12 protein-coding genes are annotated in these 16295 nt (G+C 47.0%); 3 read left to right on the top strand and 9 right to left on the bottom strand.

Translation table 11 applies throughout. The features are described from left to right. Nucleotides 1-6: 6 nt before the first annotated feature. From ACQ4M4_RS10820 to ACQ4M4_RS10780, 9 genes are all read right to left on the bottom strand, one after another. Nucleotides 7-516 (bottom strand): Mov34/MPN/PAD-1 family protein, encoded by a 510-nt coding sequence (locus tag ACQ4M4_RS10820; protein WP_430684516.1) that lies wholly within the window; start codon nt 514-516, stop codon nt 7-9. A gap of 4 nt (nt 517-520) precedes the next feature. Next, a complete protein-coding gene (locus ACQ4M4_RS10815) occupies nt 521-2005 on the bottom strand; it encodes a ThiF family adenylyltransferase (RefSeq protein WP_430684515.1) in 1485 nt (494 codons plus the stop codon). Nucleotides 2006-2328: 323 nt separating this feature from the next. Next, on the bottom strand, nt 2329-3483 hold the full coding sequence (locus ACQ4M4_RS10810) for an SMODS domain-containing nucleotidyltransferase (RefSeq protein WP_430684514.1): 1155 nt from the start codon (nt 3481-3483) through the stop codon (nt 2329-2331). 128 nt (nt 3484-3611) lie between these two features. Next, nucleotides 3612-5141 carry an SAVED domain-containing protein gene (locus ACQ4M4_RS10805; RefSeq protein WP_430684513.1) on the bottom strand — a complete coding sequence of 510 codons (1530 nt, stop codon included), beginning with the start codon at nt 5139-5141 and terminating at the stop codon, nt 3612-3614. Nucleotides 5142-5259: 118 nt separating this feature from the next. Then, nucleotides 5260-5679 (bottom strand): putative toxin-antitoxin system toxin component, PIN family, encoded by a 420-nt coding sequence (locus tag ACQ4M4_RS10800; protein WP_430684512.1) that lies wholly within the window; start codon nt 5677-5679, stop codon nt 5260-5262. 8 nt (nt 5680-5687) lie between these two features. Further along, entirely contained in the window at nt 5688-6890 is a 1203-nt protein-coding gene (locus tag ACQ4M4_RS10795) for an ImmA/IrrE family metallo-endopeptidase (RefSeq protein ID WP_430684511.1), read from the bottom strand. Beyond that, the gene (locus ACQ4M4_RS10790; protein WP_430684510.1) at nt 6883-7215 is read right to left on the bottom strand and encodes a type II toxin-antitoxin system RelE/ParE family toxin; all 333 of its coding nucleotides are present in this window, start codon (nt 7213-7215) and stop codon (nt 6883-6885) included. Before ACQ4M4_RS10790 ends, ACQ4M4_RS10795 begins: the two co-directional genes overlap by 8 nt. Nucleotides 7216-7406: 191 nt before the next feature. Beyond that, entirely contained in the window at nt 7407-9611 is a 2205-nt protein-coding gene (locus ACQ4M4_RS10785; RefSeq protein WP_430684509.1) for an AAA family ATPase, read from the bottom strand. Nucleotides 9612-9661: 50 nt separating this feature from the next. Then, a complete protein-coding gene (locus tag ACQ4M4_RS10780) occupies nt 9662-9913 on the bottom strand; it encodes a hypothetical protein (protein WP_430684508.1) in 252 nt (83 codons plus the stop codon). A 495-nt stretch (nt 9914-10408) separates the two neighbouring features. Between ACQ4M4_RS10780 and ACQ4M4_RS10775 the strand changes: the two genes are divergently transcribed. The 3 genes from ACQ4M4_RS10775 to ACQ4M4_RS10765 all read left to right on the top strand — a co-directional run bounded on the left by ACQ4M4_RS10775 (nt 10409) and on the right by ACQ4M4_RS10765 (nt 16178). Continuing rightward, on the top strand, nt 10409-10732 hold the full coding sequence (locus tag ACQ4M4_RS10775) for a hypothetical protein (protein WP_430684507.1): 324 nt from the start codon (nt 10409-10411) through the stop codon (nt 10730-10732). An 83-nt stretch (nt 10733-10815) separates the two neighbouring features. After that, complete coding sequence (locus ACQ4M4_RS10770; protein ID WP_430684506.1) at nt 10816-11439, top strand: DUF6876 family protein; 624 nt, start codon at nt 10816-10818, stop codon at nt 11437-11439. 332 nt (nt 11440-11771) lie between these two features. Beyond that, on the top strand, nt 11772-16178 hold the full coding sequence (locus ACQ4M4_RS10765) for a strawberry notch-like NTP hydrolase domain-containing protein (RefSeq protein WP_430684505.1): 4407 nt from the start codon (nt 11772-11774) through the stop codon (nt 16176-16178). The last annotated feature ends 117 nt before the right edge of the window (nt 16179-16295 follow it).

The raw sequence follows: 16295 nt of genomic DNA, 5'->3' as shown, positions 1-16295 counted from the left end.
TCTTTTTCAAAGACAAGTTCGTGATACATTCCTCAGTCTTAGCCACATCTGATTACGTGGAAAGACATAAGCACTAATTTCCCAAGATTTTCTCGGATTGCCGCCAAGAATAAGAAGTATTGGTTCAGGACAATTAGAGGTTTTTGATAGAGAAATATCTCGCATTTGCTGAACATCTAATGGACTAGCCTGCGAGTTACTGTATGGATGAAAGTGCCATTCTCCAAGATAGAACTGACGATCTTCTTGCCAGGAATAATTAAGCATATCTTGCAGCCCTTGAACACCTCTCTGAAACCAGTTTCTACTCTGTAATGAGTCACAGGGTGCGTCTGAGATACTTTTTACAAGAGCATATCTATTTTCTAAGTCGTATGTCCCTATAAGTATTCCACCAACCTCTTGATCTCTAGCATCTCTGCATATTTTTAACATGCGAAAGATCTCTTTGCGTTTCATTTTTACGCCAAACTTTTGATCATCAGATATAAACTCTAAGCTACGTGCTTTTAACATGAGGTTATACCAGACGAACACCACAAAAGTTATCGTTCTTATCAAAAACCTGTTCAAAAACAGCGAGATTGTTATCTAGCGAATTGGATTCTATCAAAGACTCAATATGTTTTACGGCAACTGATGCCATCATCCAGACATCATCAGCTCTTGCAGGAAACACGGGATGCCAGCAACCTATTCCTGACCAGGGTAATGGCTGATCTTTAAATTCTTCTTGTTCCTTTCCCAACCAAGAATTGATCATTTCTCTAAAAATATGGCTAGGAAAGCTGCGACCTTGAGACACAAAGCAAAAAAGGCGTTTTCCATCCCTTCCAAGTGAAATAGAGATAAAAATCTTTTCACCTTCCCATGCGAACTTCTCCAAATGATAAAGAACACTATCACTCCCAGTGCAATCTAAAATAAGATCACACTGCTGAATGTATACCCGCTGTGCTTCAGAAACAAAGGGAAACTCACATTCCATAGTTTCAACAACTGCATGAGGCGATACAACATTAAGACGTTTCGCAACATTGACAGCTTTACTTTCTAAAAGATCTTCCAAATTCAATGTATGTCTGGATAGATTGCCGATTTCAAGCTTATCGGAATCCAATAAGCCTATACGCTGAACATTGCCTCTTACTAAAAGCTCTGCTACGAGAGAGCCAACTGCCCCAACGCCTAGTAGCAATACCTTTTTATTCGCCATCATTTCAGAAAAGCTACCACGAGTTGATATGTGCTCAGAATGCCAATTTTCAGATTTCATCCACAATAAATTTCTCGTTCCTCGCAGAAGTTCAGTGCGATCGCGCTGCCAGTAACCCAATTCATTTGTCCTAAATCCTTTTGCTGTCTTGGTACTATGAGACAGCACTGGAAGCTCAAGCCCCTGCCAATGGATCTGACAGGGGGAATGCCCGACTTGTGATGGGACCGGAAAACCCAAAAGTAGAATGTGGCGTTGGCCATCTCGAATTCCCTTAACTGTTGATCTGAGCTGTTCATCTAGCTCAATATGCTGTTCTTTGCAAATGTCTCTTAGCTCTTTCCAATCTGATGGAGTTTGCCACGGATCTAGAACAGGAACATGATTCAAACGAACCCAAATTCCAGTTGCCTTTTCATTCGTCATCTCGGTCATGACTTTGCCCCATGCTGGAACCAGCAGTTCATGGCCATTAGCAGATCTGAAAGATTTTACGAAAAACGTATCTGGCTTTTTATCTAACGGCACTACATCCAGTAAACCTGCTGAGTTTGGAATTTGCTGCCAAAGATTAAAGGACTTGATTCCTTCCGAAAAGACTACCGTACTTAAAGATCCTTTTGGGAAAACAGGAAGTTCAAAAGGCTCACCTAGTAAGGTAAGGGTGCCATGTGAAGCTGCGTGTAACCATTGAATAGCTCTTTCAAACTTCCAATGCAGCCGCCAATAAACGTCATATGGTTCACTATCGTATTCATAGCTACCTAATATCCGTAGATGTGTACTCAAGCAGAGGTTTCCGTCACGCCAAGGACAATTAGCTCTTCCTATGCTATTAAAACTTTGGTGTGGAAACGTATGAGTCAGTCCGTTTCTCTTACTTGGGAAAAATTCAATCAATCCCCAAGGATAATCTGGAGAGACCAGAACATACCATTCTGTGATGTCAGGAACTAACTCATAATTGGATGATGCAATGGATATTTCACAGTGAAGTACCCATTGTGCGACATTCTCTTCCCAGATCCAATCATGGAGAATTTTGACTAACGGAATTGACTCAAGAGACCTACGAGCAACTCGGAGCGATTCTGGTATACTCCTCTGATTCACTAGGCAAATCGACCTCCTGTGATCACAGAAGGACCTTGCCGAGGTGTAAATCCACCACTTCCTGAACCACTATTGTTTTTTGGCGGAGCATCTGGAAATTTTTTGCCGAAGAGTTGTTGCCAGTGCTCGACACTTGTATGTATATCTGTCGCATCGAGAGCTGCGCGTGCAATCTCTGCTGCCTCACAGACCTGGGCATGAAACTCAGCAAAATCTTCACCCGAAACCCGCTTGAAGACATTGTGCGACGGTACACCACGATCAGGGAGATTAGGAGTTAATTTTAGCGCAGCATACGATTGGTAGGTTTGTGCGATCGTCTCCAATGTCTTCGTAATACCCTCTGCTACAGAGGTAATACCATCAGGGCAACATTCTCCAATTAAATGCTCGACCGGATAGCCCTTAGGGTACTTAGGTGTTGGATGATTTTCTCTACGCCACCACTTAATTGCCTTAACAACATTAACGTAATGCTTATTGCATTTTCGATTCTTCTCCCATGTCCACCGAATTTGCTCAAGTGGATGAGTATCCTGCCACTCCTCAGTGTCACGATCGGGAATACGAAGGGGCGATATTTTCCATTCAGCTTCTTTCTTCGCGGCATCCAAGCGATATTGTTGAGAGCTAAAGGAGAGGATAGATCTTGATTCGAGAGAAAGCCATGATGGATTCAGTCGCCAATCTTCATCGGCACCAAACGTCTCCGGAGTTTCATACGAACTCACGCTATCAGATTTAAGGATTCCCTCTTCGCTTTCAGATGGAGCTGAAGTTATTACCAGGTCGAGATCAACATAAGATAACTGAATCCCAAACGATCGTCCCTGTATTTCATATTTACCTTTGTAATGCTTCTCTAGGAACGGAATAAACAGATCCATCGCTTCTTTCGGATTTTTGTATTCATTCTCACTCAATTTAGTAACAACAATTACGTCAACGTCAGCTCGCTTATCGCCCTGAGGACGGATTGCTGTAGCTCGCCGATAGCTCCCTTGCAAGAATGTAGTCACTATAACTGGAGAGAGGTCTTGATACTCTTTAAGCCTCTTTCTGAGAGTCCTGTGACCTGTTTTGAAATCCTCAATATGATTTTCTTGAGGTCGAATTGCAGCAAGAAAATCGGTGAAGTAGCTCGGCAGATCCATAATTATTACGTTCCTTATCACGCAATGAGTAAAAAAGAAAACCACCATCCATAGTATAGTTCATTTGAACTTATGCTGCCCATAGCGTTTCTGTGTACAAAAAATCAACCGTTCCTCATTCTTTGGCATCATTTGCTGGGTGGAAAAGCCAGTGAGGGTTGATACGCGCCAGGGGCATTACTATCAAAGTCATATTCATAGAAAACGCATGAGCCAAAGCTTCGGGAAACCTGCCCGATGAAAAAAACTAAGGCGTTGGGAGCAGCAACAAAAAGATGTAGCTTGCCTTGACGCTCACGGCCTGTTCGCTGTTCTCGTAAAAGTGCTGCTAATTGCTCTGCCAGTAACTTGGCATGGTCAGCATCGAGAATGGAACTCTGATTTGATCCACTTGGAAGAGAGAAGGCCAGGATACGGCCAATGGGCAAATTTTCCCGCTCAATATAGTGTCGAATGTCAGCAGTAACGTTGTGAGTAACACAGAGCGCAACAGCAGTATCTGTTTCATCTTGGGATATCAACTCGCTACTAGCCGTCCAACTTGGATATCTTTCGGCATTTATATGCAATGATGGTCGCCAAATTTGACGCCCAGCGCGAGTAGATTGAACAACTGCTGCATCAATCCCTGACTTCGAGTCCACACAATATCCAACTGCAAAAGCAATGGACGCATGAGCATGAAGATGAAAATCGTATCGTTGAGATGGTCGCAACTCCTTAGAAAGGAAGGATTCAATGTTCGGGTAAATCTCCTGCCAAAGTTCAGGTGAGCGAATATTTCGCCCATCAAACCAGCGAAGAAGGTCAAGCATTGCATCAGTCTCATCTTCGAGGTTCTCCGCCCACCGTAAGAAACTACGAATGCCTATCTGGCGAATAGTGGGTTCAACAGCAGAGTGTCCCATCCATAAATTCTCCCGTTTGCAAATATCTTTAATATCAGTATGTGTAAATTCTGTTTTTCCATACTGCAAGAGCTTGCGAATCAAATCATCGTAGGGATGACATAGACAGTTTTCATCTACTGGTCGTAAGCCTGCTCGAAAGAGTTTATCGTTTAAGGATTCTGCTAATTCTTGTAAGGTTCGTCCTTGGCGAATTCTAAGAGGACGTAAAATAATCCGCAGTTCCTCATCGGTTTTAATGCCTAGATGAGCACGCCACGCTGCGCGAACTTTGCCTAATTCTGATCTCGATCCACCTTCAGCGAGTCGATGCCAATCCAATCGCCCATCAGATTCAGAATGGATCTTTGCTAACAGATCGTCAGGATGCACTGTCCACGGTGAATGAAGAATAAAGTGAGCTTCTGTACCACGAGGAGCATACTTTTTTTGAGCGTCTCTTAATCGCTCAAGAAGAGAGACCGAGGTAGCATTGATGAAGCTTGGATCTATTAGGTTTTCCCAAGTTAACGCTCCCGCTGAAGTGACATGGAATTTCACCTGGTAGTACTCAGCATGAAGCGGATTGCCCTCCTCATCAAATCTGCCATCAAAATAGACTGAAATATCATCAAAGGATTTTATGTTATTCGCTTCGTAAACAACGCGAACAACTTTTGTGCGATCGCCAAACAGACGGCACGCTTGAAACCAAAACCAACGAGCTTGGTAATCATCCCCTTGATTGCGAGCAGCAATTGCCCTTGCCATTCATTTCCTCACACTACTTCAATGCTGTATACAGATTTAGCTTTTATCCAAGGCACTATCTAGTTAGTCCTCGATTACGTAGCTTGCTATCTTGAAAAGGTGATATTTCAAACGTCACTCATTGCCTTGATGTCAAAATCTCTTGAAGTGCCTCTGCCCTAACAATAGGAATTGGAAATTCATCTGCTAGAGATAACAAATCCTGATCACCTGTCACTAAATACGCTGCACCGCCTGCGACAGCTAGGAGCAGAAAGGAAACATCCTTCGGATCCCGGCACTCTGGAACAGAAGGAGGTGGATTGGGAATAGTAATACGTTCACAAAACGGCAAATACTCCCCAAGTAGCACCTTCTGCTCAGCATTAGAAAGCTTAAACTTTGGATAGGCTAATACTCGTCGAATCTCTGCCTCTGTTACTTCTGAAATAAGCGGGGTAGCTTGGTTTTGGCTCCATACCTCCCGCAACCAAGATAATCGCCCTTTACTGAACAGCAACGCAGACACGATTATATTTGTGTCAAAAACAACTCGCATCACCATTGCTAGGAATCTTGGCGTGCCCAGGTAACTGCCTCTGCAATATCTTCCTCAGTAATCTCCAAAATTTCTAACTTCTCTCGAACACGATCGGCTGTTGTTACTTCAGATATAATCTGACGACAATACTCCTTAAACTCATTCATCCACTTCATAGGAATCACTCCATCATGTTGCAAACGTCCGACGACGATCGCCGGATGAATTCCAAGCCTCTCTGCAAATTTAGTAACAGATTGTTTTGACTTGAGACTTGGTAATTCTGCTTCGTATTCAGGTGGTATCAAGAATTCACTAGCCCATCTATCTGCTTCTGCTTCCTGCTGCGACTCTAGTTTCTCTCCTCCATCAAATTCATCCAAGAAAATATCCTTTTTCCCATGCAGGAGAATGTGTCCTGCCTCATGAAAGAACGTAAACCAGAAGCGATCATTGGTTCTGCCATAGAGCGAGAGCTGAATGAGTGCCTTGTGAGGATTAAGCCACCGGGCAACACCACTGGTATGTGCTCGTGGAATTGCAGGTACAAGGGTAAAGACAACTCCTGCATCCCAGCACAATTGCTGTATTTGCGGCACAAAGTCCTCAGGAGGTAGCACGGTGAGTTGTCGAATTGTGTGAACAGCTTTCTCAAACTTTGCTTTGCTGTACTTAGGGCAATTAAGTTTTTCTGCCTCAATTTCCCCTCGACGCAACCATGCTGAAATAGCTCCCACATCACATTGCTCAGTCCGAGTGCGACGAAAAGCGACCTCCATACCGGCATAGTACTCTTGCCACTCTTCCGGGGAGGCTACCCCAAAAAAACGGAGCAGATCTCGAACAATAGCGGGTTTATTTTTGTCATCTCTACGACGCTTAGGAATGACCTCCTGATCCATCAGCTCCTTTACTGGCAACTCATCTAGCCACGGAACCCACTGCTGCCAGTCAGCTTCCGCCTCTTGCTGCGCCAGTTTGGCACGATACTGTGCTTCCCGACTTAACCAGAAACCTGCACTGCCGCCCAGAACGCTTTCAAGCTTAAGTGCTGTTTCCTCTGTAATGGGTGCTTTTCCGTTGATTAACAAGCTCACATGCTTGGTGGTAAATCCCAGCCTTCTTGCCAAATCAACTTGGCTCCACTCCCGTTCTTCAATTAAGTCAGCAATTGTGTCACCAGGCGGTGATACCCAATCTGGGGCAAATGTTTGTAAAATCTCAGCCATGATAATCCCCTATCCAAATAATGCAGACCCGTGTAACTCGGCTCCAATCGATACCACCCTCATCAGTCTGAGGCACCGGATCATGGGCTGGCTCAAACACCAAACGACGTGGGTGAACCAAGTCCAACGCAAACTGTCCTGCCCGGTCTCCAGTTAATGGATGAGGACGGCCAGCACGGGGCAGGTCAGTAACCGATGAGGCCGCAAGTAAGTCAGAAAGCCTCGCCCGTAGCTTTCGTGCCATTTGGGGACCCAGCTTACGCTGGGCCAGCTTTGTCTGCTCACATAGGTCTTTGAGCGTTTTGTCCTTAAAATCGATTTCCATAAGAGCTTATAAATATAATTTACCATATTGGTAAACAGTTTACCATATCGGTAAATAATCTTCTGGACTGAAGAGAGTCTAGCATTTCTGCAAGGTTACCTCTGCCTTGCGAGAGATCCTATCTAAACCTTTCAAAAATCTCTGTGTCAAAATTTCTCAGGACTTCCATGTCTAAGGAGTTTCCCCACTTATCACCTCTCCTGCTCCAGCCTTCGTTCCTCAAGCATAATTGCCAGCTCACTTGCCTTTTCCCAGCTCATTTGCCGTGCAAGCTTCAGGGATGTTTCCACCTCTTTATCCAGAGCATAGGTAAACACTCTCGTCTCAGACTTTGCTCGCGATACCTGTACCAGGGCTGCATCCCGTCCCTTGCCATGGGTAAGGACATAGGAATGTCTCACCTCCATATTCTTGGCATCCGTTGTCGTTACGGCATACCCTAACTCAATCCCGGAATAATGCCGTACATTAATCGCTTTCATTTTTCCGGTATCTAGTCGCACCAGCGCAACCTTAGAAATCGGATCAATATGGTTCACGGTTCCCATACCGTTCTTCATCACGCCATAGGTGCGGGATGTTTCCTGGAATCTAATGCGCTCTCCTCGCCGGACATGTTCCGCACCCACCCGCACGGCAGAGTTTCCAAGATACCCTGCCTCAACTAACCTGGCTTGAGCCAAACGGTTAAGAATCTGAACATCCTCCTGAGTCTCAGCAATAATGAGGTGGTCGTGAGGTCGCTTCATCCCCCGCTCCGACCATGCAGTAATCACAGCCAACATTGCAGTCTCTTTAGTCTCAGCGATGGAGAGCAGCCCTCGGTCAGCCAGTAACTCCAGTGCTGTTTTCGCCTGACCTTCCCCTACTTTCTGCACCACCTGTTGTGCCCACGTCTCTTCCTGGCGGTGAATCCTTTTAAGTTCTACTGCTCCTACGTTCTGGGCGATCGCCTGTAGTGCCCCGCTATGCTCATACGCCTGGGGTTGCTGTAAGTCTCCAGAAAGCACCAGCTTGGCACCTGCCCTTCGTGTCTCATCAACCAACTGCTTCATATGAGAAACACCGATCGCTTGAGCATTATCGACGACCACCACGGTCTTTGCAGACAGAGGCGACTCAACAACGGAACGGCTACCGTAGCGACGCTGATTATCTGCTGCGCTCTCGATATCCCACAACAACTTCGAGAGCGTCACACTTTGCTGTTTCTCCCCCACAAAAACCTTGGAAAGAAAACTCTGCTGTCCGATACCAGTTTGCTCTGTAAGCCGCTGGGCTTGTCTACCTGACAGGGAAACTCCTACCACTTCATACCCCTGGCTTTTCCATGCTTGATAGGCAGCAGCCAAGGTATGAGTTTTTCCTGTTCCAGAAAGCCCACAAAGCACCTTAATTCGCCCTCTAGCCGTGATCGCTTCAAGTGCCTGCGTCTGCTCATGGGTTAGACGATGATTTTCTGCTGCCGATCGCACATAACGAGTCGAAACCCGAAACGTAGTATCTCGCTCCAACTTTCGCACCTGAGCAAGCATCTGCTTTTCCAAGTTATAGAGCCGTTTGTTAGCCCACCGTTCATCCCGATCAATCAGACCCAACGCCACTACTTGTCTAGAGGCAAGATACTTGTCGGTTAGTCTCAGCACATCGTAGCTATTCAATCCCCTGGTTTGAGCCGCTTCAGCAATAGCCCGCACCATATCGCGTCGGGTAAAGTGGCTCTGATGGCGCACAACGGCGGTTGCCGCCTCCCTCAGTGTTCGCCACTCCTGCCACTTCTGCCGCACTGTTGTTCGTTCTCGTGGATCATGGAGAAGTTTGAGTGCCTGTTTCTGCCCAAATCCATACTGCTCACTGGTCTCTTGCCACTGAGCAAATAGTTCACTTCGAGCAATAGCTACTTCCTTTCGTTGCCTGGTTGCATAGGCAATTTTCTGAGCTTCGATCGCATCCTGCGGATTTGCTGCCTCAATCTGAAGACGACGTGAGGAGAAATGATTCATCAGTTCCTGATAGACCCCTTCTTCACGGGAGAAGCCTTTTAGCTCAAACCAGCTCTTCTCACGTTGGAGAGCAATCCCTAAGCTCTGTTGCAATTGTGCTGCAAACTCTGCCCGGTACACGGCTCCCGCTGCCATCTTGTGACGGTAAAGTGCTTTGGCATAAGGGTATAGGCTTTCCATCCTCCCACTGGCTTTTTCATAAACCATCGGTAAGGCGATCGCATGGGTATGCAACAGCGGATCAGGAATGGAATTTGTCCCTTCCCGGCTACTCCCCTGCTGAAAAGAGGCAATAATGAGGCTTTTGTTGCCGTCAAATGCTTCCTGCTCAAGGTACGCAATCGCTTTTGCAATCGCCTGAGCATGGGCCTGCTCAATGATTAGTCTTGTCACTACATCTGCCACCATCCAGAGCAGGCTTACACTTTTGGAGGCAGAAAAGGTCAGTCCCAGCCTGGTACTCGTCGTATTTCCTTAGCAGGATGAATGAGTGTCTTCTCACCTATCGAGAAGTCTTGAGTCAGACTAAGGAAGTCAGAACGCTTGACTCTACCAGCAAGCCCAAGAAAAACGGCACCTGCTGTCTCAAGCCATCTACCTGGTGGCTCTCCCTTTGTCGTTGGATCAAACTCATCCTGTTTTTGTGCTGTACCAATGTAGTAGCGGGGAGATTTAACCCTCGCAATTGCAAGCATAAATCAATCCTCTTTCAACAACTCAAATTCTATTGTATCTGCTAAGATAAAACCGTTAGTGTAATGCTTTTTCTTCCGATTTCCCCTTAGGAAATCATCTCTCGAAACGTTTCCCGTCAAGCATTACCGGGATAAGAAAACGGAACGTTTCTCGCTCTTTTTTCTGGTATTTATTAGCGGAAATATTGCCAGAAATTATTTCCGAGATAGTCTGTGGAAATCCTCTAAAGTACGCAGCATCTCCTCGTCATCCCTGAACAGTTCTCTGATAAAAATCAGCACTGTTTTTCCGCTAAAAGTCACAAGAAACGTGCCGGAACATTTTCCTAGAAAAAGCACTGAATTCTTGTACAGAAGTATGCCTCTACCAAATTGCTAACCAAAGCAACCGGAATATATCGCGATATTCGTCGCGCCATATTCTGGCAACAAGAACACACTCCAAAACCGGAATGTGTTTTTGGAAAACATTAACGTAAAAAATAAGGAGAAAAGATGGAAAACATCTACGAACGATTGTTGCCTGTATGTAGCCTCGCTCTCGGTGTGTGCTTGCCCTATATAGTGAATGGAGCAGCAGACTGGTTAGAACGGTTGCGTCCAGGAAAGAAGCTGCAAGCAGTGCATGAGACTCTCAATGTCATTGCAGCTCATATGGAGAAGTTGCCTAGCTCTAGCTCCCTGACCGACCTAACGGGTCAGGTGGAGAAGCTCGAACGAGTTATCTCTGAACGGCTCAGTGCTAGACAGCTACGCCAAAAAATAAAAGCCACACCGAAGCACGTTACTAAGCACGTCAACGGTGCAGCTCTTGAGTAGGTTTCTGAACTGAACCTTCAGTAACCCAAAAAACTCGGGATTCAGCCAATTGGTTGAATCCCCCTTTTTATTGGAACAAAAATATGAATAACACAACTCAAATCCTTGCTCAAGAAGATAAGCATTATAAAAGAAAACCCCTCAGTTCCGAGGTCTTAGAAGCTATCCAAAGCCTTCAAATCTGCCTTCATGAAGATAGAGCCGAGTATGCATGGTTAGATCCAAGAGAGCGCCAGAACTGTATTGGGAAAGCCATCAAAGTGCTTACATCATTGTCCTTTGATGATTTCCTAGAGCACATGAGGCGTGGATGGCTCTTGAGTGATCTATGCCATTCTGGATGGATAACACGGTATCATCGGTTCTCACTTCTCTTCCCTCATTTCCTACTCTCCGACGGAACAAAAGCGGTAGCTGATCATGGATGTCTTCAATGGTTATTTGAGAAGATCGCTGTGCTCCAAAGCTACCCAACCGTCAAGTATCATCCGAAACGGAACGAGCATCAAGTATGGCGACTGCAAGGAAGTTCTGGTAATCCGTTCGTTCTTACTTGTGAGTATGAAAACAACAAAGTCATTTATGAGGAAAGTATGGGCTTTACTAACTGCCCTCATGACTTCCTAGAAATATGGGTGCAATCAACCTGTTTCGCAGAAACACCAGAAGCAACAGCCTATATTGCACTCTTACCTGTAGAGATCTAAGGAATTATCATTCTTAGCGCACCTAGCACTCTGGTAGCAAGAAAAGATGTCTACCAGATCCACAAACAATAAGGTGCTGCACCGTAGCTAACGATGCAGCCAAGAAATCGAGTTGCTGAACTGGTACTTCAGCAACTCATCAACATGCGGGGATTTAACCAATTGGTTAAATCCCCATTTTTATGGAAATCGATATGAAAAATGACATAACTCAAGACTGTGATCAAGTTAATACTGACATCTCCACAACCAGGTCATGGGTAGAGGCGAACAGGAAAAGGCAAGGGATCCTCAGGTTCTCCAGCCTTTCGTCCTACACAGAGGAAACGGTTATGGAAGATGTAACGCAGTTGACTCTCGCAGATATCGAACCTGTTGAAGTCGCTTATGAGGTTAAAGTCCTAGAGGTTGCGCGGCAGATGGCGCGTATCTTTTGGAAACATCAAAAACTACCAAACAATCAAGCCAAAATTCTGATGCAAAAGGAGTTTGGTGGTTCAGATGCGGAAGGGAAATGGCAGTGGAAGGATGCTTACGAAGCCCAGGAAGTTTCGCTGGTGTTCATGTTGCCGTATTACATTGAGCACCTGAGGAATCTCCCAGCTATGACTGTACTTCAGCAGTTTGCTCGTTTGGAGAGTTTAGGTCTCACACATACTCGTCGCAGTGAAGAGGCGATCGCAATGCAGCAGTTTTCAACGCCGCTGCAATTAGCGTATGTTGCCTCGCACTGTGCGCGAATTCGTGCAGAAGATCTTGTGTTAGAACCATCAGCCGGGACTGGCATTCTGGCTCGGTTCTGCTCATTACGGGGATCTGAAGTCGTTCTCAATGAATTAAGCGATCGCAGACGGCAGCTTCTTGAGCTCCTGTTTCCTAAAAGTCCAATCTACCCGTTTAATGCGGAACAGATTCATGACTTTCTACCTGAGACAATCCGCCCGTCGGTTGTACTGATGAACCCTCCCTTTTCGGCTTCTCCGAAACAGGACAGGCGGAATCCTCAGGCTACAGGGAAGCATGTGCGCTCAGCGTTCCTTCGGCTCATACCAGGGGGACGTATGGTACTGATTACCGGACATTGGTTCTCTCCTACTTCCTCATTCTGGCAATCAGCTTTTGCTGGACTGGAAGATCAGGTGTGTGTGCGAGCAACAGTTGTGCTGTCGGGTGAGGTCTATGCCAAGCATGGCACTTCGATCGAAACTCGATTGACGATCATTGATAAGCAAGCACCTGAGGGAGAATCTATCACCCTGGACATCGGCACGGAATGGATAATCCTGCCTGTGAATCAGCACCCAACCAAAGTGCGATCGCTAGAGATGGCTAAGGTTGCTTACTTGCTGAAGTCGCTTCCCCCACGAGGTGAAGTTCAGCCAGTGAATGAGGTCTCTGACTCAGAAGTGATCTCTGTTCCAGAACTTGATATCTGCCTGAAACGAAGCACTCGCCCAATTGAGGAGTCTGCGTCGGTTACGGAAGCATTGCCTGAGCCGGAAACACCACTCTCGGAGTCCCCTGCGGCAACCCCTATCTCAATCTGGGATGAGGTTACTGAACTCCAGTACAACCTCATTGAGGTGACTGAGAAGAAATCCTTGGAAGCGACGCTCTATGAGGTTTATCATCCTCAACGCATTGCGATTCAAGGGGCAAAACCTCATCCAACGACGTTGTGTGAGTCCGTTGCTCTGGCATCAGTGCGTCCACCTGCACCAACCTACCGTCCTCGGCTACCTAAACAGGTAATTGAGGAGCTGTTATCAGAGGCGCAACTGGAAAGTGTAGTCTACGCGGGTGAGGCTCATACGCAATTTTTGAGTGGAGCCTACAAGGTTGATCAATCGTTTGATTCGGTTGAAGTTTGTAGCAGCGACGATCCCGACGCGGTGCGATTCCGCAGAGGATGGTTTCTGGGAGACGGTACGGGGTCAGGCAAAGGTCGCCAAGTTGCTGGTGTTATTTTGGACAACTGGATGCAGGGGCGAACCAAAGCACTGTGGGTGTCAAAGTCAGACAAACTGATCGAAGACGCTCGGCGAGATTGGTCTGCTTTAGGTGGCGATGAAGCCCACGTTTACTCGCTGTCACAGTTCAATTTAGGAACCGACATTTCTCTCGCTCAAGGCATTCTGTTCACAACCTACGCTACGCTGCGCGGCACCAGTCGGCAGGGTAAAAAGTCACGGCTAGAGCAAATCATTGATTGGCTTGGGTCTGATTTTGAGGGGGTGATCGCTTTTGATGAAGCTCACGCGATGGGTAATGCGATCGCAGAGTTAGGGGGTCGTGGACTCAAGCAAGCTTCCCAACAAGGCTTAGCGGGTCTGCGCTTACAACATGCACTACCAGGGGCACGGGTACTTTATGTCTCTGCCACGGGTGCAACGAAAGTGAGCAATCTGGCCTATGCGTCACGGTTAGGACTCTGGCAAACAGGGGATTTTCCCTTTGCGAGCCGATCAGAGTTTATCTCCGCGATCGAGTCTGGTGGTGTTGCTGCAATGGAAGTGGTTTGTCGGGATCTGAAAGCCTTAGGGCTTTACTTTGCCCGTAACATCAGCTTTGAAGGGGTGGAGTATGAAGCTTTAGACGTTCCGCTGACGGCTGAGCAGATTGCCATCTACGATGCCTACGCGGATGCGTTTATCGTCATCCACAATCACCTGGAACTAGCCCTCCAAATCTGCAACATTGTCGGTCGTGATGGTAGCACGCGCAATCGAGCTGCAAAGATGGCTGCGAAATCTGCGTTTGAATCACACAAGCAACGGTTTTTCAATCATCTGATCACGTCGATCAAATGCCCCATCCTGATTCGAGCAATTGAATCGGATCTGGAAGCAGGTATGGCAGTGGTCATCCAGGTTGTCTCCACGAACGAAGAGCTGATGAAGCGACGTTTAGCAGAGATACCGACAGAGGAATGGAACGATCTAAACATCGACATCACTCCCCGTGAGAACGTCATGAGCTATCTAGTTCATGCCTTTCCGGTACATCTCTATGAGGAGTACACCACGGAGGAAGGACAGATCTTGTCTCGTCCGATTGTTGATGCTGACGGGAATCCGGTTTTGTCTCGCGAGGCGGTAGCCCAGCGAGATGCACTCATTGAACGCTTAGCAAGCCTGCCTCCTTTACCAGGAGCATTGGATCAGTTGATTCATCACTTTGGTCATGATCGTGTGGCAGAAGTGACAGGCCGATCGCAACGCATTCTTTGTGAGCGAGAAACTGGACGGCTCTTTGTGAGTAATCGCCCAGGCTCAGCCAACTTGGATGAAGCCCTTGCTTTCATGGGTGACGAAAAACAGGTGCTCATCTTCAGTGATGCGGGTGGCACAGGACGTTCGTATCATGCAGATCTGAACTGCCGCAATACAAGGCGACGGGTGCATTACTTGCTGGAAGCAGGTTGGAGAGCGGATAACGCGATTCAAGGGTTAGGCCGGAGTCACCGGACAAACCAGGCGATCGCTCCCATCTTTCGACCTGTTGTTACGGATGTGCGCGGAGAGCGGCGGTTTATCTCAACCATTGCTCGACGACTCGATGCATTAGGGGCACTCACGCGAGGTCAACGACAAACCGGAGGTCAAGGACTCTTTGATCCAAAGGATAATTTGGAGTCGATCTACGCAGCAGCAGCCCTCCAGCACCTCTTTATGCTCCTTTATTCAGGGCAGGTGAAGTGCTGTTCATTGGCTCGCTTTGAAGCCTCAACGGGGTTAGCCCTGAAGACTGATGAAGGCCAGTTTAGGGAAAACCTGCCAAACATTCAGCAGTTTCTCAATCGGCTACTGGCATTGCCCATTCAGCTTCAGAACGACTTGTTCGAGGTATTTGAGCTGTTGCTTGAAACCAGGATTGAGGCCGCGATCGCATCTGGAACGTTTGAGCTTGGGGTAGAAACCCTCAGGGCTGAGAAGTTCGAGGTCTTAAACCGTAACGCGGTCTATACCCACGCATCCGGTGCAGAGACCATCTGTGTCGAGGTTGAAGAAACTCAGACAACGGAGGTTCTGTCTGCGTCAGCAGCATTGCAGCTCTTCATGGAGCATCAAGGGCGTTTGGTTTTTAACACCCGGTCAGTCCGTGCAGCGGTGGTTATTCCTACCTCATCAACTGTTGATGAAGCTGGAGCAGTCGTCCCACGGGTGGCATTGGTGCGACCAACTGGAAGAAGCAAGCTCACACAAGCAGAGCTAACCCATAGCTCATGGCAATCGGTTCCTCAGGAAGAATGGCAACATTTCTGGGAAAAGGAGGTGGCAGAAGCCCCTACTTTTTCAACAAAGCGGTTCTTCCTCATCTGCGGATTACTCCTGCCGATCTGGAATTCCTTGGATTCGGAGAACCTACGGGTATTTCGTCTCCAAACGGATACAGGAGAACAACTCCTTGGACGAGTGATTGAGCCAGAGAAGATGCAGCACATCGCAGCTTCGTTAGGGCTACATCAAGTCGATCTCTCTGCTTCTGAAATCTTCCACGTTGTGATGTCCCAAAGGCAAAGCTTTCCTCTCCCTGGAGGGCTGTCATTGCGGTCATCAACGGTGATGAGTGAACTTCGCCTGGAGTTAACAGGAACGGTCTCTGATGCACTCTGCGATCAGCTCAAAGCAGCAGGGTGTTTCACGGAGATCATCTCGTGGCGACGCAGGGTATTTATTCCGTCTAACGAAAGAATGGGAACAGAGGTGATCGAAAAAGTGCTGACGCTCTTGCGCTAGCTCATTTTAGAAGGTTAAGGGTTTAGGTTAACGACCTCCCTTAGCCTTTTCCCGTTCGCCTCATATGACCGAAACGGTACTGAGATGAACTGAACACTTCTAACAAACAAACCAGAG

Source organism: Leptolyngbya sp. AN02str, from assembly GCF_050565595.1.
Classification (GTDB): Bacteria; Cyanobacteriota; Cyanobacteriia; order Elainellales; family Elainellaceae; genus Kaiparowitsia.
The sequence above is the reverse complement of the archived record's forward strand: the minus strand, read 5'-3'. Positions and strand labels throughout refer to the sequence as shown.